The 24,009-nt window shown below is 54.7% G+C and carries 23 protein-coding genes; 12 read left to right on the forward strand and 11 right to left on the reverse strand.

What is annotated here, in order from left to right:
- Positions 1–364: 364 nt before the first annotated feature.
- Positions 365–1,159: a class II aldolase/adducin family protein gene (locus AC1Q6I_RS20185; RefSeq protein ID WP_024074890.1), complete on the forward strand. Its 795-nt coding sequence runs from the start codon at positions 365–367 to the stop codon at positions 1,157–1,159.
- Between the two features lie 178 nt (positions 1,160–1,337).
- On the opposite strand, the gene AC1Q6I_RS20190 is transcribed toward AC1Q6I_RS20185, so the two are convergent.
- Positions 1,338–2,414 (reverse strand): LLM class flavin-dependent oxidoreductase, encoded by a 1,077-nt coding sequence (locus AC1Q6I_RS20190; RefSeq protein WP_102624869.1) that lies wholly within the window; start codon positions 2,412–2,414, stop codon positions 1,338–1,340.
- A gap of 258 nt (positions 2,415–2,672) precedes the next feature.
- Here AC1Q6I_RS20190 and AC1Q6I_RS20195 point away from each other — a divergent pair, with 258 nt between their 5' ends.
- Complete coding sequence (locus tag AC1Q6I_RS20195; RefSeq protein ID WP_024074892.1) at positions 2,673–3,293, forward strand: phosphatase PAP2 family protein; 621 nt, start codon at positions 2,673–2,675, stop codon at positions 3,291–3,293.
- On the opposite strand, the gene AC1Q6I_RS20200 is transcribed toward AC1Q6I_RS20195, so the two are convergent.
- The 10 genes from AC1Q6I_RS20200 to AC1Q6I_RS20245 all read right to left on the reverse strand — a co-directional run bounded on the left by AC1Q6I_RS20200 (position 3,245) and on the right by AC1Q6I_RS20245 (position 14,488).
- Entirely contained in the window at positions 3,245–3,577 is a 333-nt protein-coding gene (locus AC1Q6I_RS20200; protein ID WP_102624868.1) for a hypothetical protein, read from the reverse strand. The genes AC1Q6I_RS20195 and AC1Q6I_RS20200 overlap by 49 nt on opposite strands.
- A complete protein-coding gene (locus AC1Q6I_RS20205) occupies positions 3,574–3,882 on the reverse strand; it encodes a hypothetical protein (RefSeq protein WP_024074894.1) in 309 nt (102 codons plus the stop codon). Before AC1Q6I_RS20205 ends, AC1Q6I_RS20200 begins: the two co-directional genes overlap by 4 nt.
- A gap of 178 nt (positions 3,883–4,060) precedes the next feature.
- Positions 4,061–5,203, reverse strand: a complete 1,143-nt coding sequence (locus tag AC1Q6I_RS20210) for an acyltransferase family protein (RefSeq protein WP_102624867.1) — start codon at positions 5,201–5,203, stop codon at positions 4,061–4,063.
- Between the two features lie 239 nt (positions 5,204–5,442).
- Positions 5,443–6,591, reverse strand: coding sequence for a glycosyltransferase family 4 protein (locus tag AC1Q6I_RS20215; RefSeq protein ID WP_102624866.1), 1,149 nt, complete (start codon positions 6,589–6,591; stop codon positions 5,443–5,445).
- Between the two features lie 17 nt (positions 6,592–6,608).
- On the reverse strand, positions 6,609–7,391 hold the full coding sequence (locus AC1Q6I_RS20220; protein WP_024074897.1) for a glycosyltransferase family 2 protein: 783 nt from the start codon (positions 7,389–7,391) through the stop codon (positions 6,609–6,611).
- The gene (locus tag AC1Q6I_RS20225; protein ID WP_146015779.1) at positions 7,388–8,698 is read right to left on the reverse strand and encodes a hypothetical protein; all 1,311 of its coding nucleotides are present in this window, start codon (positions 8,696–8,698) and stop codon (positions 7,388–7,390) included. Before AC1Q6I_RS20225 ends, AC1Q6I_RS20220 begins: the two co-directional genes overlap by 4 nt.
- A 153-nt stretch (positions 8,699–8,851) precedes the next feature.
- Entirely contained in the window at positions 8,852–10,090 is a 1,239-nt protein-coding gene (locus AC1Q6I_RS20230; protein WP_024074899.1) for an MATE family efflux transporter, read from the reverse strand.
- 170 nt (positions 10,091–10,260) lie between these two features.
- Positions 10,261–11,583, reverse strand: coding sequence for a UDP-glucose dehydrogenase family protein (locus AC1Q6I_RS20235; RefSeq protein ID WP_024074900.1), 1,323 nt, complete (start codon positions 11,581–11,583; stop codon positions 10,261–10,263).
- 196 nt (positions 11,584–11,779) lie between these two features.
- Positions 11,780–14,005, reverse strand: coding sequence for a polysaccharide biosynthesis tyrosine autokinase (locus tag AC1Q6I_RS20240; protein WP_102624864.1), 2,226 nt, complete (start codon positions 14,003–14,005; stop codon positions 11,780–11,782).
- Between the two features lie 42 nt (positions 14,006–14,047).
- Positions 14,048–14,488, reverse strand: coding sequence for a low molecular weight protein-tyrosine-phosphatase (locus AC1Q6I_RS20245; protein ID WP_024074902.1), 441 nt, complete (start codon positions 14,486–14,488; stop codon positions 14,048–14,050).
- A gap of 358 nt (positions 14,489–14,846) precedes the next feature.
- On the opposite strand from AC1Q6I_RS20245, the gene rfaH reads away from it, so the two are divergent.
- The 10 genes from rfaH to AC1Q6I_RS20295 all read left to right on the forward strand — a co-directional run bounded on the left by rfaH (position 14,847) and on the right by AC1Q6I_RS20295 (position 23,969).
- The gene (gene rfaH / locus AC1Q6I_RS20250) at positions 14,847–15,380 is read left to right on the forward strand and encodes a transcription/translation regulatory transformer protein RfaH (protein WP_219730629.1); all 534 of its coding nucleotides are present in this window, start codon (positions 14,847–14,849) and stop codon (positions 15,378–15,380) included.
- 249 nt (positions 15,381–15,629) lie between these two features.
- On the forward strand, positions 15,630–16,775 hold the full coding sequence (locus AC1Q6I_RS20255; protein ID WP_102624872.1) for a glycosyltransferase: 1,146 nt from the start codon (positions 15,630–15,632) through the stop codon (positions 16,773–16,775).
- Positions 16,772–17,341 carry an LbetaH domain-containing protein gene (locus AC1Q6I_RS20260; RefSeq protein ID WP_041160909.1) on the forward strand — a complete coding sequence of 190 codons (570 nt, stop codon included), beginning with the start codon at positions 16,772–16,774 and terminating at the stop codon, positions 17,339–17,341. Before AC1Q6I_RS20255 ends, AC1Q6I_RS20260 begins: the two co-directional genes overlap by 4 nt.
- The gene (locus AC1Q6I_RS20265; protein WP_024074906.1) at positions 17,338–18,273 is read left to right on the forward strand and encodes a glycosyltransferase family 2 protein; all 936 of its coding nucleotides are present in this window, start codon (positions 17,338–17,340) and stop codon (positions 18,271–18,273) included. The genes AC1Q6I_RS20260 and AC1Q6I_RS20265 overlap by 4 nt, the downstream gene beginning before the upstream one ends.
- 69 nt (positions 18,274–18,342) lie before the next feature.
- Positions 18,343–19,464: a GDP-mannose 4,6-dehydratase gene (gmd, locus tag AC1Q6I_RS20270; RefSeq protein WP_024074907.1), complete on the forward strand. Its 1,122-nt coding sequence runs from the start codon at positions 18,343–18,345 to the stop codon at positions 19,462–19,464.
- Between the two features lie 2 nt (positions 19,465–19,466).
- Positions 19,467–20,444: a GDP-L-fucose synthase gene (fcl, locus tag AC1Q6I_RS20275; protein WP_102624863.1), complete on the forward strand. Its 978-nt coding sequence runs from the start codon at positions 19,467–19,469 to the stop codon at positions 20,442–20,444.
- Positions 20,444–21,652 (forward strand): glycosyltransferase WbuB, encoded by a 1,209-nt coding sequence (locus tag AC1Q6I_RS20280; protein WP_024074909.1) that lies wholly within the window; start codon positions 20,444–20,446, stop codon positions 21,650–21,652. Before fcl ends, AC1Q6I_RS20280 begins: the two co-directional genes overlap by 1 nt.
- A 5-nt stretch (positions 21,653–21,657) precedes the next feature.
- Positions 21,658–22,116 carry a GDP-mannose mannosyl hydrolase gene (locus AC1Q6I_RS20285; RefSeq protein WP_041161167.1) on the forward strand — a complete coding sequence of 153 codons (459 nt, stop codon included), beginning with the start codon at positions 21,658–21,660 and terminating at the stop codon, positions 22,114–22,116.
- A 23-nt stretch (positions 22,117–22,139) separates the two neighbouring features.
- Positions 22,140–23,549 (forward strand): mannose-1-phosphate guanylyltransferase/mannose-6-phosphate isomerase, encoded by a 1,410-nt coding sequence (locus AC1Q6I_RS20290; RefSeq protein WP_024074911.1) that lies wholly within the window; start codon positions 22,140–22,142, stop codon positions 23,547–23,549.
- 180 nt (positions 23,550–23,729) lie between these two features.
- Positions 23,730–23,969 (forward strand): hypothetical protein, encoded by a 240-nt coding sequence (locus AC1Q6I_RS20295; protein ID WP_024074912.1) that lies wholly within the window; start codon positions 23,730–23,732, stop codon positions 23,967–23,969.
- The last annotated feature ends 40 nt before the right edge of the window (positions 23,970–24,009 follow it).

Raw genomic sequence — 24,009 nt, forward strand, 5'->3', positions numbered from 1 at the left:
AACTGCGTGGTGTACTTGCTCATGAAAACGCCCCAGAAATTGGATGGGTGTCCAACTTCTGGGGCGCACTTCAGTGTATCAGTCAGCTCGTCTGTCGCTGACCCACTGCCATCGGGGGCAAGCCCCCTCCCACATTTGGACTGTGCAAGCCTTCAAGGCATTCTTGGCATTCACTGCCTTGGGCAACAGCTCCGGTTTGACTGGGTGTATAGAGATCAAAAATGTGGGAGGGGGCTTTGTGTTGGTGGTGTGGGTGTTATGAAAAAAAATAATAATTAGCTTAGATTAAAATGTGCTTTTTCTTATTTTTTTCCATCCCCTAGGCTTGCTTGGAAGTCCTTAAGGCCATCCAGGAAGTTTTGCCATGAGCAGCGTCACTCCGATTTCCAGCGTTTCCAACCATGTTCGCCAGCGTGTCACTCCCGAAGAATGGGACGTGCGCGTCAAACTGGCCGCCGCTTACCGGCTGGCGGCCGTGTACAAGTGGACCGACCACATCTACACCCACTTCTCCGCCCGTGTACCGGGGCCGCACGAGCACTTCCTGATCAACGCCTTCGGGCTATTGTTCGATGAAATCAGTGCCTCCAACCTGGTCAAGGTCGACCTCGACGGTACCATCGTCGACGACCCTACCGGCTTGGGCATCAACTACGCCGGCTACGTGATCCACAGTGCCATCCACGGCGCACGCCATGACCTGCACGCTGTGTTGCATACTCACACCCGCGACGGCATTGCGGTGTCGGCGCAGAAGGACGGCTTGTTGCCTATCTCCCAGCACTCCATCGGCTTCTCGGGGCGTGTGGCTTACCACGGTTACGAAGGCGTGGCCCTCGACCTCGACGAACGTGAGCGCCTGGTGGCCGACCTGGGCGACAAGAGCGTGATGATCCTGCGTAACCATGGGCTGCTGACCGCGGGTGTCAGCGTTGAACATGCGTTTCAACAGCTGCAACAGCTGGAGCGCGCGTGCAATATCCAGGTCGCGGCGCAGGCAGCGGGGAATGCGGAGTTGATCTTCCCGCCAGCTGAAGTGGTGGCGAAGGTCGAGCAACAGGCCAAGGCGTTTGCCAGCGGCGAGGGGCCGGGTGTGGCGCGGCATTGGAATGCGCTGATTCGGCAGTTGGAGCGCAACGATACCGACTATAAGAACTGATCCGGAGCCTGGTGAAGATCAAAGTGTGGGAGGGGCGGTGCGACGATTCGACTTGCCCCCCCGATAGCAGTGGGTCAGTGACAGATGAGCTGACTGATACACCGCCATCGGGGCATGGCCATCGGGGGCAAGTCGAATCGTCGCACCGCCCCTCCCTCCTTGGTTTTTGTAGTGGTTGTCAGGCGACTTTCTGCTCGCGTTGAGCAATCAGCTGGCGGGTGAGGGGGATCAACCGCTTGCCATAGTCGATCGCATCGTTGAGCGGATCAAACCCACGAATCAGGAAGGTGGTGATACCGAGGTCGTAATAATCTACCAAGGCCTCCGCAACTTGCTCAGCGGTGCCCACCAACGAGGTGGAGTTACCTTGTGCGCCCAGCAACCCGGCAATCCCAGTCCACAAACGCTTATCCAGTCGCGCCCCCTGCGCCGCCGCCGCGAGCAAGCGGCGTGAACCTTCGTTTGGCGGTTCACGCCGCACAAAACCGTTCTTCTGCGCCAGCGCCGTCGCCTGCTGCAAGATGCTCTCGGCCCGCGCCCACGCCAGTTCCTCGGTCTCGGCGAGGATCGGCCGCAACGACAGGCTGAAGCGAATCGTGCGCCCGTGCCTGGCCGCTTCAGCCCGCACCTGGGTCACGATTTCGCGCACTTGCTCATAGGTCTCGCCCCACAGCGCGTACACATCGGCATGTTTGCCTGCCACTTCAATCGCGGCCTTGGAGGAGCCGCCAAAGTACAGTGGGATATGCGGCTGTTGCGGTGACTTCACCGCAGAGTGCGCGCCCTCCACCTGGTAGTAAGTGCCGGCGAAGTCGAAGGGCTGTTCGCTGGTCCATTCCTGGCGCACCACGCTCAGGTATTCGTCCGTGCGCGCGTAGCGTTCGTCCTTGCCGATATGGCTGCCGTCGGCGCGCAGTTCGCGGTCGTCACCCCCGGTGATGATATGCACGGCGGTACGCCCGCCGTTGAACACATCCAGGGTGGCGAACTGGCGCGCTGCCAGGGTCGGTTGGGCAAAGCCGGGGCGGTGGGCAATCAGGAATTGCAGTTTTTTCGTCACGCTGGCCGCATGGGAGGCGATCAGCGTGCTGTCCGGGCTGTTGGAGTGGAAGGCCACCAGGGCGCGGTCGAAGCCGGCCTCTTCGTGGGCCCGGGCCACGGTCTCCACGTAGTCCGGTTGCAGGGTCGGGCCGCTGCGCGGGTGGATCTCAGATGCGTGATGGCCACCGATATAGCCGATGAATTCAATGCTCATGGTCTGTCCTTGTCGAGTACGGGGTTAACACCTCCACCGGGCAGGGGGTCGGTTATGTTCATACACGGTAGGGCCAGCCAAAGCCTGTGTAAAATGCCGTTTGGTTCTATTCTAATTATTAAAATATAGAATCATAGTTTAGTTGTTTGATCAGTAAATTGCATTTTGTGAGTAAGGCTGACGTTAGATAACGTTGTATTTTGCCCAGGGCTAAGGTCTGATGGGCGCCGAAAACGGCACCTCGAAGGTTGAGCATTGATGCGGGCAGAACTTGCGCAATATGGCGGTATCACCGTCATGATTCCGGCCGCGGTGGTGATTGCTGTCTGGTTAAGGTATTCCTCCCCTTGGGCGCTTCGGGCGTGGGTCATGACGGTCGGTGTGACTTATTCGATTGTGGCGGCTAGTAAGTTAATGTTCAAAGGGTGGGGTTTATCTTTCCAGCACGTGGACATTGCAGTAATAAGCGGCCATGCCATGAACACCTGTTTAATGGTGACGGTGGCAACAAGTATGTTGGCGCGCCAGTTCAATTTGGCGTGGCGCTGGCCGGCGGCGTGTGTGGCGCTCACGCTAAGTATCGGGTTCAGTGCTTATTGTGTCGCTCCCTATATACACCCACTGAATGAAGCCCTGGCCGGTGCCGCACTGGGCGCCGTCGCCGCGATTACCTTTCTCTGGCGTATTGATACCGCCAACGTCAAGGTATCCCCCTCGTTCATGAGCGGTGGGCTGGTGTTTTTGCTGGCCTGTGCGCTGGTGCCCAAATATAACGCGGAGTTGCTGCTCAACCGCGTTGCCGTGAGCCTTTCAGGGGCCGAACAAGCCCATCAGGAACCGGCCTGGCGTCTGGGCGCCGCGCGTGGCAAGGCCGAATAGGTCGCCAGGTCCAGGGCGCGGTTGCTCTCCACCATCAGTTCCAGCAGCACCGTTTGCGCATTGAACTGCCGCATATCGCCCCGACGTTGTGCACCCTGCATCTGCTTGAGCAGCGCATGGGTGATTTGCTGGGGTGAGCTGCCTTGCAACTGGTCCAGCCAGTAGCCTATTGCCCGGGTGTTCTGCTGGTACTGAGCGCCGACTGCTGGCTCCACAAGCCCTTCGAAAATGCGCGTGAGTTTTCTCAGGGCATGGCTACGGCGCAGGTCCTCCCACAGGTTCATGGCCGCTCCTCGGTGCCGGAGATATTAGCCAGCAACTCATCGGTCTTGACCTGCATGAACTGGCTGTCGCCACGGCTTTCCACGCACAGGCACACCGACAGTGCATCACTGACCTGCAGCTTGAAACGCCAGTCGGCGAAAACCATGGACAGCCCGGCGCCGGAGTCATCGCTGTCCAGGGAGTGGTCGGCGTACAGCACCTGCATGCGTTCGAGGACACGGGTCGAGTTATTCACCTCGATATGTATATTCCCTGAAGAAGGAAATAGGCCGATGCGCTCTACCAATAACTTTGGACTTTTCATGAGGGTACTCCGTTGCGTTGTTCAATAAGCCCAGGCTCCACCGAAAGGGCCCAGAGCATGAGTAATCGCTGATCATGAAGGGGTGGCCAATAGTTGTTTGGGGCACGTCAGCAGCCAATTTTGCTGTCGCGCCCAACTTGCAGGAAGGTCCATACAGCCAGTCAATAAACTGATCGCATCAGGGGAGTGCTGTGAGCTTTTTATCCCTTACAAAGATAAATGGCTTTTCTATCGCGGAAAAAGTCAAAACGGAAACAGCTGAGACCAGCGCAAGTACAATCGGTAATGATGCGATATATTGAAGTGCGCTGCCCTTCTCGAAGGAAAATACGTTAAATACTGAAAACAGCATATAAAGAATCAGTCCGTGAATCAGGTAGATACTATAGCTCACTTCGCCCAGGGTCTTGAGCCCCTTGCTTTCCAGTACACCAAAGATAGTATTGCCAAGGGCAATCATGATGAAGGGGATACCCAGTAGCAGCATCTGGAAAATAGAATATCCTTGGTCAATAAACATCCCAGAGGCGATAAAAGCTAAAACCACAACAGACGCCGTCCTCGATTTGGCAAACGACGAAAACGCCGGAAAATTTATATTTATGATTGCGGGAATAAAACCAATAAAGAATAGCAGGGCTAATTTAGGAACTACCAAGCCGAGGTAAATGCCTGGGATCGCCACTATCATTACCGTTACTGATAAGGCGAGATATTTGCCGTACCAGCGCCTATTGAAAATAGCAGCCACTGCGGGAAGAGATAAATAAAAAAGCCATTCATATCGGAGTGTCCAATGCGCGCCGGATGTCATATGAACGCTGTCTGGCGACCCATTAAAAGACGAACCGACAAAAAGCCCCCAGCTCACCAGGCCTTTTATGAGTCCCTTGGTGTCGGCATCAAAAACAAAACCGGTTTTCATAAGACTAATGACAAAGACCATGAGGACGACAAATATATAAAGTGGCATCACTCTTTGAATTCTTGACCTCAGTAGAAGGTTCCAATGCGGATTTTTTTGGTATATTTTTCCAAAAAATAGAAAGCCGGTTATCATGAAGAAAAGCGAAACTGGCACCACCCCCATATTATTTAAAATGGCACTTTGTGGACGCTCCCAAACCCCACTGACCTTCCAGTGGTAGGTCACAACAAAATGATGACAAACCACAGACGTGGCCAGCAGTCCGCGAAGGGCATCAATGGGCGAAGACCTCAAGAAGGTATGCTCGGTCAAGAGGTTGAGACGCGCAAAGGACACGCTTAAAAAAAGCAGGGAAATACTATATGCAGTAACGATCAAAAAAGCATTGTTCATACTGTCTGCTCGATCATTAATGGGTCTTGATCGTGTGCCCAATTTCACGAGGCGAAACGATGCACTTATAGTCGGTGGATGTGGCGACGATACGCATAGTCCTGATCGCCGGCGACGGTTTTAATTCGACAAAAACTAACAGGCTGGATTGAGTTTTTATCACGTGTTGGTTGAGGTTTTTAGCCCGTTATTACCTGGCGGAACGTTAAGAGTCCTCGACTGAGGAGAGAGGGGGGCCACTAACTGCATTTGTCATGTTTCTGGTAAAAAGCCTGCGGTCGAGCACCGTGACCGTCACTCCATGAAATCACCTGCATGAGATATTCAGCACCCGCATACGCTGAGAGAATGTTCACTGCCGTTGTAGTGCGTAGCGTTCTCTTGGCAGGTTTTAGTTCGCCTGTGTCTCTTAGCTGTTCAATGGCATCGGCAATCGCAGTAGGGTTATTGGGTGGAACGCAGCGACCAAAGAGACTTCGGTCCAGGACTATCGAGGCGCCGACGGTTGTGGTGGCCACAACGGCGACCCCGCACATGAGGGCTTCGCTGACAACAACACCCCACCCGTCATCGGACGTGGTAGAGGCTAATATCAGGACATCGATCTGACGGAAAAAACAATTAATTTCGCTCATGGGCAATACGCCCCGGAATGTCGCTTCGACGCCGGCTGAAATACAGTGGGCTTTCATTGCTTCTGCTTCGGGGCCGCCACCGGCAATATCGAACGTTACGCGGCCGTTCAATTGTGCCAGCGCGTCCACCACATCAAATATACCTTTTGACTTCACCAAACGTCCCAAGTAGCCGATGCGGAGTTTTTCGGTAGACGGCGGTATATGGGGCTTCACGATCGGAGGGGATATGAAGTAAGCAAATGGAATGACTTTTTCCGCAGGATAGCCAATCGATGTAAACCACGGTGGTCCATTACGACCGATGGCCAGGATGAACGCAGCGTGGCGACGGTGATAGCGTTCCTCGCCCCAGGACTGCAGCCACCGCAATGCACCAGACCAGCCTGAGGCGACGCGTGGTTCAGACATAATGGCATAGCGCGCTTTATTGGCTTTAATGGATGTCAGTCCTTTGAGGATCGTTGGAACCCACCTTATCCCTGAAAAGATGTGCAGCGAACTTGAAACGGACTCTGCCACTAACGATTCGATAGTTTGGAGATTGGGGGCAACGAGTGTTGTGTAGCCTATTGGGTCAGGAACACTCCAGCCGAGCGCGCGACGACTCTCAGAGAGTTCTTTATCGGCACAGCAAATCAACTCCAGTTGAGGGTTCAAGCGTGCCAGTGCCGTGAAGAAATCTGCCTTGTGCGGGGACAGTGACGGCTCCCAGATAACCAGTCTTCGAAGGGCGGGGGAATCGGTATGCATATCAAGTTATCCTGCAACTATCGGAGTCGGGCTATACGTCGTATCAGCCATGAAGGCTCAAGAAGCCATTTGCGCAGCCTTGCCAGAATCGCAATGTAACGGTCTCGTTCGGACCGTGGCCGTTTGAGCGCTGAGCGGAAAAGACGATCAGCGTCCCTCGCATACAATTCATTCAGGCGCCCGCTCCCAGTGATGGAGGCGTCATGCAAGCGAAAAATAGCCAAGTCTTCACCCATGGTGTTGAAACTGGCGCCTGCCAGGGCCATCTCTAAAAACAGTTCGCCATCCCAGCATGTACGATTTTCAGTATTGAAGCCGCCTACCTTTCTAAACCATTCGCTACGAAAAAAAGTGCCTTGTTGAAAGACTGAAACTGCGCCATACGCGTACCGCCAAGCCGTAAATTTCGATGGCGTAATTGATTTTATAAACGCGCCAGAGGCATCAACAAAGTAACCACAACCAGAAATAACGCTGGTTTGAGTGTTTGTCCGGAAAGCTTCAGCGACTTTTTCCAACGCCTCAGGAAGCAACTCATCGTCGGAGTTGATAAAGCCGAAAATATCGCCAGTGGCGCGTGAAAATCCTTTGTTAAGGCCGTCGGCGGCGCCAGTATCTTTTTCGAAAACCTTAATTAATCGATCCCCATACGACTCGATTATTTCTCGACTACCGTCAGTGCTGCCAGGGTCAACGACAATATATTCGAGGTCGTTGAAATGTTGTGACAGGACTGAGTCTATGCATTTTTTTAGATAGTCAGCCTGGTTAAATGAAATGGTGACAATTGAGATTTTCAATGTGGTTTTCCGTGCTTTGACAGGTGTCTTGAGTAGCAGTAGAGCGCAGCAATGAATATGACTGTACTCCACCGTGCACTCGCACCAAAGGGTGAGAACATAATATTCCAGAACAACTCTATGATGCCGTTATAGAAATAAAATCCGAGAAATCTGAAGTTTTTAATAAACTCGATTAATAACCAGCGACTCATGACTATCCAGAAAAGACCACCGCCAACGCCAGCCCAGACCAGTCCACCCATGAGGTAGGAATGGACCGGTATGAGATCCGTGTTGTAGTTTGCTTCGTCTTTTTCCGAATAGCCCAATGCAAATTTAAGCGCGGTCAGTTTGTCCTGATAACCCCCTGTGTCTTTTGCCCATGAGCCATGCCCCAATAAGGGTTTGTCGAGGAAAGCACCCACAGACACAAGCATTTCACTGCGCCCCCCGAGCAGAGCGCCATATTCACCACTGGCCTGAATCTGAAATTTCTTCGCCGACTCTTCGGGCAGTTTATCCAGGAACCAGTCTGATGAAAAAATCGAGGTAAAGACGGCATTGATTAATAGAAGGAATGCAAAAATAAAAAAAAGCATTTTAGTCGCGGCAAATGGTCCTTTCATACTGTTGAGGGCTGCTGCAAGACGTTTTCGACTGAGCAGTGTATAAGCGGTGACCGCGAGAAGTGGAAAAATGGCCATGCTGCGTGAATCGTTAAAAAAACTGAAGATTGAAAAAATCGATATCAACAGGATGAGATGGGCATTTTTTTTCCGCGCAATGAAAAAAGTGTAAATCGTGGCAAAGAGTGCGATGACCAGTTGCCCTATCCCCCATTTCCAAGCATTGCCCAGGAAGTACTCACTGGGAAATAAAATAAATTGAGGGATAGCGCCGAGATAGGCACCGATTAAAAAAGATGGCATGCGCCGGATGTCACGATCAAAATATGTCGATAAGGCCACGAACGTACACAGAAAGATAACGGGCGCGCCAATACCTTTAACCGAGTCTACGGTTTCGGATTGATTGACTTGATCGGAAATAAATTGGCAAATGGTCCAAATCATACCGAATACAACAAGTGTGCCAATACCCTTTCCCAGCTTAAGCCGGCCCAGGTTCAACGCCAGATAAATGAGCGCAAGGATCTCTCCTGCATAAATCTCACCGCCGAAGGACAATTTCTGGCTGGAGAAAAAACCGATGAATAATGGCGTCAAACGGAGTGCCATTTTCAGTCGAGATCTGTTCAGGTCGATAGTTTTTTTAAGCGAAGGTAGCACCGTGGGTCGACCTGGTAGAGGATAAAGATCAGGCATGCGAATAGTCCCAGTCACAATAAGGTGGCGCGGTAGTTGCGCGAGGCTGTCCATTGAAAAAGGTGTCGTGAGTTTGTTTACGCTCACTATCTAATAAATAAGCCTACGAGCGTTGATCCACTTTAGAGAAGCCCGATCGCGATTTTTTATTAGCTAAGGACAGGTTGTCTGCAAATTTTTCGGGAGCGTCAGTTTGATGTGGCTTCTGAGAAGGCTTCCTCCGACCACCAGCCTGAGTACCTGGCAAGCATTCAATGACCAGATCATTCCGACTAATCCCAGTGTAGAGGTGGCTAATACTTTTGCCGTGAATAAAATGAATAAGTACACGATGTAGAGCTGTACCTGCTGCTTGATGACACCCGCACCGTTTAATACCATCGACTGTACAGTGCCTATGCACGTGAGTACTGCGAACACCGCCATGCCGGTCAGCACGGGGGAAGGAAGTGTCAGGTTTTGGTGGGTCCACACGTTGACCAGTCGTTCCCCGAAGAGCAAAAGAACCAAGCTGATGATGAACGCCAGCGTCCCTGTAAGGTAATAAGCCCAGCGGGTGATCTTTAGAATCCAGGCGCCATTCCCTTCCGCTTTTGCGTTGGCAATTTCTGGCCAGAGGGGAAATAGCGCAATGGAGACGAGGGCGGGTACATAGGTATACAGCCGGGTGTACACGTCCAGCGAGGGGACGATGTCGATGCCGATCAAACTGCCGGCCAGTAAGGTATTTATGCCTACTTCCGCGTACGGAACGACCTGCAGAATCAAAAATGACAGCCCCGTTATCAAGTAAGGTTTTAAAAGGGTGTGGTCATAATATTTAAATCGAGGCACCAACAGTTTCATGCTGCTTCTACGAAATACCACCAGCACTGAAACCCAGCCAATGATCACCGGTACGCCAATCACCCCGAAGACGAGCAGTGACAAGTTTGCGGCTCCGCTCTCTACCACAGCCCATACAAACAGCAGGGACAGCAGGCGTCCACTGGTGGTCCAGGCATTAGCCTCCGTCGTACGGTGACGTGCGAACAAAATCCGTTGGATGAGCCCTGATGGCAAACCCACGAAGACGCAGGCGGAACCCAACAACATCGCCTGATAGCGTGCAATGTCAGCGATGGGCGCGTAGTGGTAGACCCACAGTGCTAACCCGCCCGTCACGATCAGGGCCACGCATGCAATCGTCAGTAATGTAAACCAGACCACCGAAACCGCTTTGCGTGAGCCTTCGGACACTGAATCTTTGCTCTCTCCCGCAAGGGTGTTGACAATGGCCAAGCCAATACCAAAGTCTGCGTAGGCGGACAGTACTGATAACGATATCGCCATTGACAGAAATGCATAATCAACCACGCTCAGCGCGTTAATAGTGAGCGGGATAAGAGCCATTACAATCAACAGATTAAATAATCGGGCGGCCGCGGACCCAAAAATATTCTTGACCAGCCTTCGAAGTCGATTATCTAGACGCACAGCATAAGATCTCTGGTTTGGGTGGGGCAGGGGGCTTGTGTCAATGGTGAATTCGATCGTTCGAGGGGGCTGTAGGCCTGATTTACTTATCGCCCGATGGAGTAATGAGTGATGCCTTTCTTTTTCATTCGTGCGGGCTCATACAAGTTACGACCATCGAAAATCACGGGCTGGTGGAGCTGCTGTTTGATGAACTCGAAGTCCGGTGCTTTGAACGCTGGCCAGTCGGTAACAATCACCAGTGCCTCTGCATCTTTCAGTGCCGTTTCCTTGGTGCCACACAAATTCAGATCGTCACGGACGCCATAGATACGCTGGGTTTCTTCCATGGCTTCCGGATCGTAGACACTAACCTTGGCTCCCGCGTCCCATAGCGCTTCAATAAGTACTCGGCTGGGGGCCTCACGCATATCATCAGTGTTGGGCTTGAAACTCAGGCCCCAGACAGCGAATGTCTTACCCACCAGATCACCCGAAAAATGCTTATGGATTTGTTTGAACTGGAGGGTTTTTTGTTCATTATTCCGGTGTTCAACTGCTTTCAAGATGCTGGCATCGAAATTGACGCTGCTGGCTGTGCGAATCAGCGCTTGTACATCTTTCGGAAAGCACGATCCGCCGTAACCGACACCAGGGTAGATGAAGTGGTAGCCGATACGGGGATCAGCACCTATGCCTTGGCGAACCATCTCGATGTCCGCGCCGAGCATCGCCGCAAGGTTAGCCATTTCGTTCATAAAGCTAATTTTGGTGGCAAGCATGCAATTGGCCGCGTATTTCGTGAGTTCGGCACTCCGTACATCCATGACAATAATTTTTTCATGGTTGCGGTTGAACGGTGCATACAGTTCACGTATGACCTCCTCGGCATATGCACTGTCAGTGCCGATGACAATGCGGTCAGGGCGCATACAGTCTGCGACTGCGGAGCCTTCCTTGAGAAACTCGGGATTTGACACGACCTCGAATGTCAGTTCTTCACGTCCTCGCTGAGCAAGGACTTCCACGATACGCCTATTGACCTTGTCGGCCGTTCCTACGGGCACGGTGGATTTGTCAATGATTGTCTTATGGCTTTCCATGTACTGGGCGATTGTTTCGGCGACGCCGAGCACGTACTTCAAATCGGCCGATCCGTCTTCATCCGGTGGCGTCCCAACGGCAATAAACTGCACATCACCATGTTTCACGGCTGAGGCTGCATCTGTGGTGAAAGTGAGACGACCCGCTGCGTAATTTTCTTTTACCAAGGTTTCCAAGCCCGGCTCGTAGATCGGTACGTGCCCCTGCTTGAGTTGTTGGACCTTATCAGCATCAATATCAACGCAGACGACCTCGTGACCGACTTCGGCCAGGACCGCGCCTTGGACCAACCCTACGTAACCAATGCCGAAAACGGTGACTTTCATGTCGATTCTCTATGGAAGTATTTAAGTGCGAAAAGTTAATGTGTTTGGCACGCTACCGCCCCAGGATGTTCTGCTAGTCCCTGAGAGCGATATCGATTGATTAGTTAATTGCATCCAAGCCGATAGAGGCTCAGTAGGCGCTTACTGAATACACGGTGAAACTGGAAAAGTCGAATCACCTGCAGTGGGTGGCGCTTTAAGCCTTGTCGGACTTATAGTCATAGTGATAGTAGCCGTAGTTTGAATAACCATAAGCTGCCGACGCTCGTCTTTCAACTCCGTTAAAGATGGCACCTTTCAGGTGTATGCCATTTTGAGAGAAACGACGCATAGTCAATTCAATTTCACGGGCCGGGCTCATGCCAAAGCGCGTAACAATCAAGCTGGTACCGGCCTGGCGTCCAACAATGGCGGCGTCTGTCACTGCCAATAGTGGCGGTGTATCAAGAATTACGAGGTCGTAAAGGGCACTGACTTGATCTAACAATTCACTGAAGTTGAAGTGCATCAACAGTTCCGACGGATTGGGAGGGATTTGCCCTCGTCCGATGATATCGAAGTTTTCGATATCCGTTTTGTGTATGGCGGTGATGAGATCACAGCGTTTAACCAGCAAGTCGGACAGCCCATTTTCTGCCGGCGTTCCCAACACTTTATGCAAATAGCCTTTTCGCATATCCACATCGATCAACAAGACCCTCTGCCCTGACTGCGCGATCACCGCGGCGAGGTTTGCCGAGACAAACGTTTTCCCCACCAGCGGGCTGGGACCGGAGATCATCAAACGGTTGTTAGGTGCTTCCAGCATTGCAAAGTGCAGGCTGGTGCGCAGACTGCGCAGCGCTTCAATCGCCAGGTCGGTAGGATGAGACAGGGTGAGCAAAGCGGCAGCCTTGTAAAGGCCCTGACCTCGATGGGTCTTTGCTTCCTCGGATTCCTGCAACACGCTGTAGGGAATAGAGGCATACACTGGCAAGCCTAATTGCTCGATCGCATCCGGGTTTTCCAACCCTTTGTTCAATGTTTTTCGAAATAACACCAGGGCCACAGCGAAGAAACCGCCGAATAGGGTAGCGCCCAGTACGATCAAGAATTTCTTGGGTTTGACGGGCTTCTGAATATTCACATCCGCAGTATCGATCAAGCGCACGTTTCCGACGGTGCCCGCCCGCATGACGTCAAGTTCCTGGGATTTATTCAACAGCTGTGTGTAGACCTCAGTGCCAACCTCAACATCGCGAGTGAGGCTGAGTAATTCCTGCTGGGTGGCGGGTAGGCTGGTAACTTTTCTCTCCAGCATCTTTTGTTTTTCGGTCAACTCACCGATCTGCGTCAAAAGAGCGCGGTAAGCGGGGTGTTCAGGGGTAAACTTTCTATCCATCTCCGCTTGCTGGAGTTTCATGTTGGATATGTTGGTATCCAAATTGACCATCTGCTCAAGGATCGACTTGGTTTCCAGACTGATGTCCACGGACTTGTTACGTGTCTGGTATTGGTTCAGCGCATTCCCGGCTTTCTCCAGATCCTTTTTGATCTCTGGGAGCTTTTCTCTCAAAAAGTCCAGGCTTTGAGCAGCCTCTGCCGAGGTGCGTTGCACGTTTTGGCGTACATAAAGCTCAGCAATGGTATTTAGTATCTTTACCGATTTTCTCGCGTCTTTACTTTCCAGTGAAAGATTGAGAATGCCTGATTCTTTCCCGCGTTCAAGCACATCCAAGGCGTCTTGATATTCCAAAATGCTGTTCAGACGAGGGTTGCGGACAACGCTGAACTTCGTTCCTGGATTCGCGCGCAGTTCATCAATTTGAAGTTTAATCCCCCGCTGATTGACTGCTTGCCCCCTCTCGCCCTCCACCAACAGATTGCCGTCTTCGTCGAGCAGTACGTAATCCCCACTGTCGCCGGCGACGAGGGTCAGTTTTTTACCGAGTAGACTTTCCGGCAGGTTGAGTTGAGACACCTTAAGAGACTCTCCGCCCCACGCGAAGCTGTTCATACCCAGCCACGGACTGGCGACCTCGCCCTGAGCCGTCCCTTTGAAACGGCGAGAAATGAACTCACCTACCACAGGGAAGTAGTTCGGCACGATGACAATATCAAGTTGTAGTTTATCGACCGTCTCGCCAATAATTGCACGCGACCTGATCAGTTCGATCTCGGTGGTAGAAGGAGATTCTTTACCCAGCATACTGCTGACATCCGAGAACCCGAGCAGGTCATTCTTTTTGGACTCAACTTGAACCAGCGCATTCGCCTGATAGATGGGCGAGGCCAACAGCGCATACGCAATGCCCACGATCATAAAGATCACGGTAATTGCCATAATCAACCATTTGTGATCTATCATCGTTCCGAACATGCCGAGAAGATCAATCTCGTCATCGTCATAATCCTGCGCATTCACTACGGTTGACTGTTGCATAAGTTAGTTTATCGGCCCTGATGACTATGTGGTGAATGACACTCAGCGTGCGAGACGCTGTGCCCATGCCTGTACGGCTTCTTCTATCAACGTATAAGCATGTACAAAAGCAGGTTTCCCTTGACGGTAGGGGTCTCTGATTTCGCGGTTGTCTTGCCATTTACCCAGCAAGAAGACTTTTCCCCGTGCTTCGGGGGCGATGTTCAAAACACCCTTGATATGGCCTTGCTCCATTACCAGGATAATGTCCGACCCACATACCGATTCTGAGGTCAGTTGACTGGCTTTGTGCGCAGTGGGCACGTAGCCGTGTTCCTCAAGGACCATTCGCGCAGTAGGCTCGATAGGGTTATCGTCCAGGGCGGCGAGGCCAGCCGAGCTAACTTCGATGTCGGAGCGAGCGAGGGCTTCACGTAACAAAACTTCTGCAGTAGGACTGCGACATATGTTGCCGATGCAGACGACCAGAATTTTTTTAAACACGGCAACCTCCTTGGCGCGTAGACAAGTGCTCAGGTGAACTAACCCATTCGAGAATGCTGAGGGGTATTGTAAGGTTTAAGCGTCAGTTGAATAATTTGCTTAGAGGGATTCACGTTGAGAAGCTTAACGTTGAATGCGCCGTAACAGCAACCCTAAATATCACCTGTGTACTTAATGCCATATTGTTCGAAGTTCGCCAGCTTTTAAAGTTCGACAAAAAATAACACTTCAGTTTCCAACTGACAAAAAATAACATTCATGGCTTTTTTGGGCGTCGCTCGGTATAAAGTGAGTTAGTTGTTTTTGACGTTAGTGTGCAGGAAGTCCGTTAACCTTGCTTAGTTGGAGGCTGAAAGTGTTGGCACATGACGCGACAAGCATTCCGATTATCCAGAGTGAGGACGTTGGTTCCACTGCCTGGTATTTGGTCCAATGCAAGGCGAATCAGGATGAGCGAGCTGAAAATAATCTGATCGAACAAGGCTATACCTGTTTTCGTCCCACGCATCGGCGTGAGCGGATTCTAAAAGGGCAACGAAGGGTGGTTTGTGAATCTCTCTTTCCCAGCTATTTATTTATCCAAGTCAGTTCAAACGACAATTGGGGGCCTCTGCGTTCGACCCGTGGAGTATTACGGGTTGTGGCATTTGGTGGTAAGCCGCTGCCGGTCCGTGATGTGTTGATTGCGCAGCTTTACGAGCGCAATAGCGATGCTCCCGTAGCGGCATGCCTTACTCCCGGGGAAACAGTGCGTATTAATGAAGGCCCCTTTGCCGAGTTGAAGGCGATCTTTCTGACAATGGAGGGAAGTGATAGGGTTGTTTTGCTGATGAATTTCCTGCTAGGAGAGCAGGTATTCAGTTTGCCGCTGGCGGGCGTTAGCAGGCTTTAACTACTCACTAATAGTTAATAACCACCTGGCGTGCCAACACGGCACTCTTTGACGTGGCGCGGTGGCAGGAAAGCGTATTCAGTGCGGTCCCTGAGATAACAGTGGGTTGTTTGTCAGTGTGCGAATTTCATATTGCCGACTTTATTCAAGGCAGGGCCAATACCTGATCGTCAGGCGTGAACGCCGTCTACCTGGATCTTGCTACTTGTAAGAAGACCTGAATCTATTCAACGGATGAGCGGACAGCACTTGAAGTTATTAAGAATCATCTCTTCGGTTAAACCGGAAAATGGCGGTCCTATTAATGCCGCTCGGGAAATTGACAAGGTCCTCGTTCAGGACGGGCATCGTGTTGATGTATTGACGCTGGATGCGGATTTCGCTGTCGACTATCCGGGAACGGTGCACTTCATGGGGCCGAGCCGATTTGGCTACGGTTTGAACGCAAACATTCGGCAGTGGCTTGAACAGCACGCACGGCACTATGACTTTTTCATCATCAATGGACTATGGCAGTACCACGGTTTCGTCTCTCGCCAGGTGCTGAACAAGTTGGGCCGACCCTACATTGTGTATACCCACGGGATGCTTGATCCCTGGTTTAAGCACGCTTATCCACTCAAGCATTTGAAGAAATGGTTGTATTGGCCGTGGGGTGAGTACCGGGTGCTGAGGGATGCGAAGCGCGTGGTATTTACCAGTGAAGAAGAGAAAATCCGTGCGCGTGAGTCGTTCTGGTTATACCGGGCTAATGAAACGATAACGGCTTACGGTACCGCCAGCCCGCCGTCGGACGATGCACGATTGGCTCAGGCTTTCGTCAATGACCACCCAGAGTTGAAGGGCAAACGGGTGATCCTGTTCTTGAGTCGTATCCATGAAAAGAAAGGTTGCGACCAACTGCTGCAGGCATTTGCCCAGGTCGCAGGGCAAGATGAGCGTTTGCATCTGGTCATGGCCGGCCCTGATCAAGGGGGCTGGGTACAGGCGTTGAAGACCCAAGCCTTGGACTTGGGAGTGGCTCATCGAGTGACGTGGCCTGGCATGTTGCAGGGGGAGGCAAAGTGGGGGGCGTTTTATGCGGCCGAGGTATTTTGCCTGCCTTCACATCAGGAAAATTTCGGCGTAGTCGTGGCGGAGGCGCTGGCCTGTGGCAAACCGGTGCTGATCAGTAACAAGGTCAATATCTGGCGTGAAATCGAAAAGGACGCCGTAGGGTTTGTCAGCGAAGACACTGCTGCTGGCGCCGTGCAAAACCTGCAACGCTGGTTGCGACTCGACTTGCCCGGCTACGGTCAAATGTCCGGGCGAGCCCAAGCGTGCTTCGCCGAGCGCTTTCATATTCGACGTGGGGCTCAGCGTCTGTTGGAGATCGTGCGGGAGTGCCTCCCATGATTCTTCAAGGCAATGACCCCCATCACTCGCCCTCGTTTTCGTTCGTGCACAGGGTGCGTCGCCAACTCTGGAATATGGTGTACGTGTTGCTGTTTCGGCCCAGTCCGCGCCCGTTTCATGCCTGGAGAGCCTTCTTACTGAGACTGTTCGGCGCACGCCTGGGCAAAGGTGTACATGTTTATCCGCGCGCGAAAGTGTGGGCACCCTGGAATCTTGAACTCGGTGATCATGTTGGTATTGCCGATGGCACCAATCTTTACAACATGGCCATGATTTCCATCGGACGCTACAGCGTCATTTCCCAGGGCGCTCATTTGTGCGGCGGTTCCCACGACTACAACAGTCGAAACTTTCAGTTGTACGCAAAGCCCATTGTGCTGGGGGAGCATGTGTGGGTGTGCGCCGACGCGTTCGTCACCCTTGGAGTCTGTATTGCCGATGGCGTGGTAGTGGGCGCCCGCACCCTGGTGATCAAGAGCATTGCGCAGCCGTGGACCGTCCACGCCGGGCATCCCGCCCGGCAAATCGGCCACCGCACACAACACTTGCACGAGGTGATGCCATGACGCGTGAAACCATCACCGTAATCATCCTCACCTATAACGAAAGCCTTCACATCGCCCGAGCCATCGAGTCGGCGCGTGCCTTCAGCGATGAAGTGCTGGTGGTGGATTCGTTCTCCAGCGACGACACCTGTGACATCGCCCGGCTCCACGGTGCGCTAGTGGTGCAGCATGCGTTCGTCAACCAGGCCAAGCAGTTCCAGTGGGCATTGGACCATTTGCCGATCACCGGCAACTGGACGATGCGTCTGGACGCCGACGAGATCATCGAGGCGGACCTGGCCGCCGCCATCAATACCCGGCTGCCCACACTGACCAGTGACATCACCGGCATCAACTTCAAGCGCAAGCATATTTTCATGGGGCGCTGGGTGCGTCATGGCGGCCGCTATCCGTTGAAGATGCTGCGGTTGTGGCGTACCGGGAAAGGCCGTATCGAAGACCGTTGGATGGACGAGCACATCTCGGTGGCCGAGGGCCGCACCATCACGCTGGAAGGCGGTTTTGCCGACCACAATTTGCATGACTTGACCTTCTTCACCCACAAGCACAACGGCTATGCCACCCGTGAAGCGATTGAAGTGCTGAATGCACGGCTGGGGCTGTTTGAAATACGTGACGACTTGCATGCCGGGCAGAGTTCGTTCCAGGCCAGGGCGAAGCGCCTTGTGAAAAACCGCCTATATAACCGCGTGCCATTCACCCTGAGTTCTACCGCGTATTTCCTGTGGCGCTACATCATCCAGCTGGGGTTTCTCGATGGCCGCAGTGGTCTGGTCTATCACCTGCTCCAGGGCTATTGGTACCGCTTTCTGGTGGGCGCCAAAGTGCTCGAACTGGAAACCGCGATTGCGCACTTAAACGATAAGGAAGCCATTGTCCGGGAACTATCAAAGTTGACCGGACATAACTTGAACCTGCCCACACCGAAGTAACTGAGCGTTTTTAACAAACACCCAAGTCTGGGTGTCGGCCTTCGCTCGCCTATCAATTGGGAGACAGACATGAATAAAGTCGCGCTTATCACCGGGATCACCGGTCAGGATGGCTCGTACCTGGCAGAACTGCTGCTGGAAAAAGGCTATACCGTGCACGGCCTCAAGCGACGTTCTTCGTCGTTCAATACCCAGCGCATCGATCATATTTACCAGGACCCGCAGGCCCTGCGTAAGAACCTGATCCTGCACTATGGCGACCTGGCGGATTCGTCGAACCTGACGCGCATCATCCAGCAGATCCAGCCCGACGAAATCTACAACCTCGGCGCCCAATCCCACGTGGCGGTGAGCTTCGATTCGCCGGAATACACCGCCGATGTGGATGCCCTGGGTGCCTTGCGCATCCTTGAGGCGATCCGCCTGTTGGGCCTGGAAAAGAAGACCCGTTTCTACCAGGCCTCGACCTCCGAGTTGTACGGTCTGGTGCAGGAAACGCCGCAGAAGGAAACCACGCCGTTCTACCCGCGCTCGCCCTACGCGGTGGCCAAGCTGTACGCCTACTGGATCACCGTGAACTTCCGCGAAGCCTATGGGCTGTATGCGTGCAACGGCATCCTGTTCAACCACGAGTCGCCGCGTCGCGGTGAGACCTTCGTGACCCGCAAGATCACCCGCGCCCTGAGCAACATCGCCCTGGGCCTGGAACAATGCCTGTACATGGGCAACATGGATGCACTGCGCGACTGGGGCCACGCCAAGGACTACGTGCGCATGCAGTGGATGATGCTGCAACAGGAACACCCCGAGGATTTTGTGATCGCCACCGGGGTGCAGTATTCGGTGCGCGACTTTATTCGCTGGTCTGCGGCGGAACTGGGCCTGCATTTGCGCTTTGTTGGCGAGGGCGTGGAAGAGGTGGCGGTGGTCGAGCAGATCGACGGCGATCTGGCGCCGGGTATCCTGGTGGGCGATGTGATTGTGCGCGTCGACCCGCGTTACTTCCGCCCGGCGGAAGTCGAGACGCTGTTGGGCGACCCGTCCAAGGCCAAGCGCCTGCTCGGCTGGGTGCCGGAAATCAGCGCCCAGGAAATGTGCGCGGAGATGGTTCGCGAAGACCTCAAAATCGCCCAGCGCCACGCCTTGTTGCGCCTGCACGGGCATGACGCACCGATTGCAGTGGAGAACTGAGCATGGCACGTGACTTTGATGCGCGGATCTTCGTGGCCGGCCATCGCGGCATGGTCGGTTCGGCCATCGTGCGGCGCCTATGGGCCCTGGGCTACACGCAGTTGCTCACCGCCGGCCGTGACGAACTGGACCTGCTCGATCCGGCGGCGGTGCAGGCGTACTTCGCCAGGCACCGTGTGGACCAGGTGTACCTGGCGGCTGCCAAGGTCGGCGGGATTCACGCCAATGCGACGTACCCGGCCGATTTCATCTACCAGAACCTGATGATCCAGGCCAACGTGATCCACGCTGCCCACAGCCATGACGTGGAAAAGCTGTTGTTCCTTGGCTCGTCGTGCATCTACCCGGTGCATGCGCCGCAACCGATGATCGAAGCGGTGTTGCTGGACGGCGCGCTGGAACCCACCAACGAACCCTACGCGGTGGCCAAGATCGCTGGGATCAAGCTGTGCGAAAGCTACAACCGCCAGCATGGCCGCGATTACCGCAGCGTGATGCCCACCAACCTGTACGGGCCGGGCGACAACTACCATCCGCAGAACAGCCATGTGATCGCTGCCTTGCTGCGGCGCTTCCATGAGGCAACCCAGCGCGGCGATGAGGAAGTGGTGATCTGGGGCAGTGGCAAGCCGCGGCGCGAGTTCCTGCATGTGGATGATATGGCGGCGGCCAGCGTGCATGTGATGGAACTCAGCCAGGAACGTTACCGCGAGCAGACCCAGCCGATGTGTTCGCATTTGAACGTCGGCACCGGGGTGGATTGCACCATCGCCGAACTGGCCCAGGCGCTGGTGCGGGTCACCGGCTTCAAGGGGCAGTTACGCTTTGACGCCAGCAAGCCCGACGGCGCGCCGCGCAAGCTGCTGGATGTGAGCCGGATCAACGCCCTCGGCTGGGAAGCCTATGTGCCGCTGGAGGAGGGCCTGCGCGACGCCTACAACGCCTACCTCGCGGCCCTTGAACAGCCTCGGGGCTACTGATGAAGATCCTCCTGTACGGCATCAACTACAGCCCGGAGCTCACCGGCATCGGCAAGTACAGCGGTGAACAGGCACGCTGGATGGCGGGCCAGGGGCATGACGTGCGGGTGGTGACGGCGCCGCCGTATTACCCGCTGTGGCAGGTGGGCGAGGGGTATTCGCCATGGCGCTTTCGCACCGAGCAGGATGAGGGTGTGAAGGTGATTCGTTGTCCGCTGTATGTACCGCGCCAGCCTCGTGCGCTGACGCGGTTGCTGCACCTGATGAGCTTTTCCGCCAGTTCTTTTCTTGCGGTCATGGGGCAGTTGCGCTGGAAACCGGACCTGGTGATCCTGGTAGTGCCCACCCTGTTTTGTGCGCCCCAGGCACTATTGTTGGCCAAGCTCAGTGGCGCGCGCTCGGTGCTGCACATCCAGGACTACGAGGTGGACGCGATGTTCGGCCTCGGCCTCGGTGGCGGCTCCCTTATGCGTCGCCTGGCGTTTGGGCTTGAACGCTGGCTGTTGCGGCGCTTTGACCGGGTCTCGACGATTTCCAGCGGCATGCTCGACAAGGCCCGGGGCAAAGGCGTGAGCAGCAAGCGCCTGCTGTTCTTTCCCAATTGGTCGGAAACCGCCCGCTTTCGCCAGGTGCCCCACAGTCGTGGGCTGCTGCAACGCCTGGGTGTGGCGCCCGGCCAAAAGGTGTTGTTGTACTCCGGCAATATCGGCGAGAAGCAGGGCCTGGAATTGATCCTCGATGCAGCCCAGGCCCATGTCGATCGCCCGGAGCTGGTGTTCCTGATCGTCGGCCAGGGCACCGGCAAGGCGCGCTTGCTTGAGCGTGTGCAGCGTGATGGCCTGCGCAATGTGCTGTTTGCGCCGTTGCAGGCCTACGAGGATTTACCGGCGCTGCTGGCCTCGGCCGACGTGCACCTGGTGATCCAGAAGCGCGGGGTGGCGGACTCGGTGCTGCCTTCCAAGTTGACCAACATTCTGGCGGTGGGCGGCCACGCCATCATCACCGCCGACCCTGGCACCACCCTCGGCCGCCTGTGCGAGGAACACCCCGGCATTGCGGTGTTGACTGAACCGGAATCCGTCGCGGCGTTGAGCACAGGGATCGAGCGGGCACTGGCATTGCCCGCGCGCAACGAGGTGGCGCTGAACTACGCCAAGGAGTTCCTCGACAAGGAACGCATTCTGCAACGCTTTCTGGCACAGGTCTGATGGGTATGTGGCTTGATTTACCGACCTTCAATACGGTCGTGGCATCGACGCCGCTGGTGGCGATCGACCTGGTGGTAAGAAATACCCGTGGCGAGGCCCTGCTGGGCTTGCGCGTCAACCGGCCGGCCTACGGCTTCTGGTTCGTGCCCGGCGGGCGTATCCAGAAAAACGAAAACCTCGACAGCGCATTCCGACGCATCACCTGCGACGAACTGGGGTACACCTTCGAGCGCGCTGAGGCGCGGCTGTTGGGGGTGTTCGAGCACTTCTACGACGACAGCGTGTTTGCCAACGCCGGGGCCGGGCCGGACACCCATTATGTGGTGCTCAGCTATTGCCTGGACCTGCCGGAAGGCCAGACCCTGCAGCCGCCCACGGAGCAACACCAGCATTACCGCTGGTGGTCCGAGGATGAACTGCGCATCAGCCTGCGGGTGCATGAACACACTCGCGCCTATTTCTGACTCTCTCTCCCGAGGACGCTCTCATGTTGTTACCCGTGATCATGGCAGGCGGTTCGGGGTCGCGCCTGTGGCCGCTTTCGCGGCAACTGAACCCCAAGCAGTTCCTGCGCTTGACCGACGCGCACCTTTCGATGCTGCAGCAGACCATCACGCGGCTGGAAGGCGCTAACGTCGCGCTGCCGCAGTTGATCTGCAATGAACAGCACCGCTTCCTGGTGGCCGAGCAGTTGCGCCAGTTGGGCATGGAGCAGGCCAGCATCCTGTTGGAGCCGGCGGGGCGCAACACGGCGCCGGCCATCGCGCTGGCGGCGTGCAAGGCGGTGGCCGAGGACCAGGACCCGATCCTTCTGGTGCTGGCAGCGGACCATTTGATCGAAGACATCCCAGCGTTTCATGCCAGCCTGGAAGTGGCGCTGCCGCTTGCCCGTGACGGCAAGCTGGTGACCTTCGGTATCTCGCCCACCAGCGCCCATACCGGCTACGGCTATATCGAACAAGGCGCGGCGGCGGGCGAGGGCGGTTATCAGGTCAAGCGCTTTGTGGAGAAGCCGGACGCCGCCACCGCTGCCGCGTATGTGGCCGATGGTGGGTATTACTGGAACAGCGGCATGTTCATGTTCCGCGCCAGCCGTTACCTGGAGGAACTGGAACGCTTCCAGCCGGCCATCCTCAAGGCCTGTCGCGTGGCGCTGGAAGGCGGCAGCCAGGATCAACCCTTCACCCGCGTGCATGCCGCGACCTTTGCCGCTTGCCCCGACGACTCCATCGATTACGCGGTGATGGAAAAAACCAGTGACGCGGTGATGGTGCCGTTGCAGGCCGGCTGGAGTGATATTGGCTCGTGGTCGGCGTTGTGGGAGGCCAGCGAAAAAGACTCCAGCGGCAATGTGATACGCGGCGATGGGCTAAGCCTGGACACTCACGATACCTACGTACACGCTGACAGTCGGCTGGTGGCCACGGTGGGGGTGCAGAACCTGATCATTGTCGAGACCAAGGACGCGGTGCTGGTGGCCCACAAGGACCAGGTGCAGCAGGTCAAGGGCATCGTCGACCTGCTCAAGCAGGCCGGGCGCCATGAACATCTCAACCACCGCGAGGTGTATCGACCATGGGGCATGTACGACTCGGTGGACAACGGCCAGCGCTATCAGGTCAAGCGTATCACGGTGAAGCCGGGGGCCAAGTTGTCGGTGCAGATGCACCACCACCGCGCCGAGCATTGGATCGTGGTCAGCGGTACGGCCAGGGTCACCAATGGCGAGCAGACTTACCTGGTGGCGGAAAACCAGTCGACCTACATCCCCATCGGTCAGGTGCATGCCTTGGAAAACCCAGGAGTGATTCCCCTGGAATTGATCGAGGTGCAGTCGGGTTCCTACCTGGGCGAGGACGATATCGTGCGCTTTGAAGACAAGTACGGCAGGGCCTGATGTTTTTCGACAATTAATAACGTTTTAAATAACTTTGATTGTCCCGATGCAGTGGCCACCGGGCGCTTCACCGGAAAAACGTTATTTTCAACTAAGTCAGTTAAAAGTTGCGCGTCTGGTGCGTTGTTTAGTTGAGTGGCACTATCGACTTTCCTGTTCACTGACGATAAGGAGTCTGAAATGAGAAAATCACTGGCTATCATGGTGCTCAGTGTCTTGAGCACTTCTGCGTTGGCCGATGAGTTGCCGTTGGGACTTGATACGCAAGTGGTGGGTACCGTGACAGTTGGGCAAACGCTGCTGGTTGGCGCTGCCCTGATTGCGGGTGTTGCCGCGGTGTCCAACAGCGGCGGCAGCTCCAATGGCGGCGGCACTACGGGTACCACCGGTACTACCGGTACCACGAGTACCAGTCGCTAGTTGCCAGTTGCAAACCTTCCGCTTTTAGACCGCTTGGCAC

This window comes from Pseudomonas sp. MPR-R2A5 (assembly GCF_058793055.1).